Source organism: Sporotomaculum syntrophicum (genome assembly GCF_009932395.1).
GTDB classification, from domain to species: domain Bacteria; phylum Bacillota; class Desulfotomaculia; order Desulfotomaculales; family Desulfallaceae; genus Sporotomaculum; species Sporotomaculum syntrophicum.
In genome coordinates this window covers 3830-5625 of sequence record NZ_LSRS01000008.1, presented here as the reverse complement: position 1 = coordinate 5625, position 1796 = coordinate 3830, and the positions used below count along the sequence as shown (strand labels likewise).

The window sequence follows — 1796 nt, the reverse complement described above, 5'->3', positions numbered from 1 at the left end:
TAAAGACAACTTGTCCCACTTTTGCCGTTTCGTTAGCCGCTGTTTTATCTGAACGTAGTGGGATTTAAAGCAGCTTGTATAGCAGGCCATGCTTTAAATCCCACTACGTTCAGATAAAACTATTTCTACAATTAAATACTGCTGATTCATTAGTTATCTTTAAATCCCACTACGTTCAGATAAAACACAAGCAGGAATTATATTTACATCCTCAATCAGTTAGCTTTAAATCCCACTACGTTCAGATAAAACGTAATACTTGTTTGATTAATTCGTGGAAGGGATCAGCTTTAAATCCCACTACGTTCAGATAAAACATTAATATTAATGATGTTCTTTCATTCTCATATCACTTTAAATCCCACTACGTTCAGATAAAACAGTACTAAGATGTCCAGACGATAAACCAGATGAAACTTTAAATCCCACTACGTTCAGATAAAACTGCAATATTACATAAGTATAATTAATATTGCCTATGCTTTAAATCCCACTACGTTCAGATAAAACCCAGTGACGGCCCTGCCGGCGGTGTGCGGGATGTGTCTTTAAATCCCACTACGTTCAGATAAAACCAACTACGGAAGCCTATTCCCCAACGAGGACACTATCTTTAAATCCCACTACGTTCAGATAAAACTGAAATACTTTGAAGGCAACAGTAACCAGGTAGTTACTTTAAATCCCACTACGTTCAGATAAAACTATTGGAATGGGTCTGCTTGGCAGGAGGTGTTATAACTTTAAATCCCACTACGTTCAGATAAAACGCGTGCGGTATTGATGGTCCTGTAACGCTAAAAGCAACTTTAAATCCCACTACGTTCAGATAAAACCAATGCCGCAATCAATACTTCAGCCAGTGGGGCAGCTTTAAATCCCACTACGTTCAGATAAAACTATCAGGAAATGACCTGGCCAGCCCGACATTGGTTACTTTAAATCCCACTACGTTCAGATAAAACGGAAAAGTACGCGGCTGGTAATATTGTTGCTTATGACTTTAAATCCCACTACGTTCAGATAAAACGGAAGGGTGCAACACCCCATACCCTCTGGTGCTTACTTTAAATCCCACTACGTTCAGATAAAACTATTCTCGACCGATTCGGCTAGGAGTTTTTGTTTCTTTAAATCCCACTACGTTCAGATAAAACTTTATGTTAATGTGGTTATTGTTATATTCTGTTATACTTTAAATCCCACTACGTTCAGATAAAACTTAGTTCATGGAAAGGATCAGCGGTATTATTAGTATCTTTAAATCCCACTACGTTCAGATAAAACATTTTAATAGGTTGGCAAACGGTAGAGAGGTCACATCTTTAAATCCCACTACGTTCAGATAAAACAAGAGCATTCTGTGTGTGAGTGAATTGAGCAAACTGCTTTAAATCCCACTACGTTCAGATAAAACGAAGACTTATGAAGCCTACAAGGGAGGGCACACTGCTTTAAATCCCACTACGTTCAGATAAAACTAGTGTTAATGTTGGAGTGAGTGTGGTTGACTTCAACACTTTAAATCCCACTACGTTCAGATAAAACAAGCAACCAGCAGACCTGCTATGAGAGAGCCGAACAGCTTTAAATCCCACTACGTTCAGATAAAACGCAAGCTCTGTGATGACGTGAGGGATGGACTCCCCACTTTAAATCCCACTACGTTCAGATAAAACTTGTCAAGGCTCTGGAGAGCAATGACGAGGAAGCAACTTTAAATCCCACTACGTTCAGATAAAACAAGGCTCCTTGTCGCAGGCTGTTGCTCTGCGACTCACTTTAAATCCCACTAC

1 CRISPR repeat array is annotated in these 1796 nt (G+C 39.3%).

The window, feature by feature from the left end:
* Window positions 1-91: 91 nt before the first annotated feature.
* A CRISPR array of direct repeats spans window positions 92-1744; the repeat unit is 29 nt; unit sequence CTTTAAATCCCACTACGTTCAGATAAAAC.
* Window positions 1745-1796: the final 52 nt, after the last annotated feature.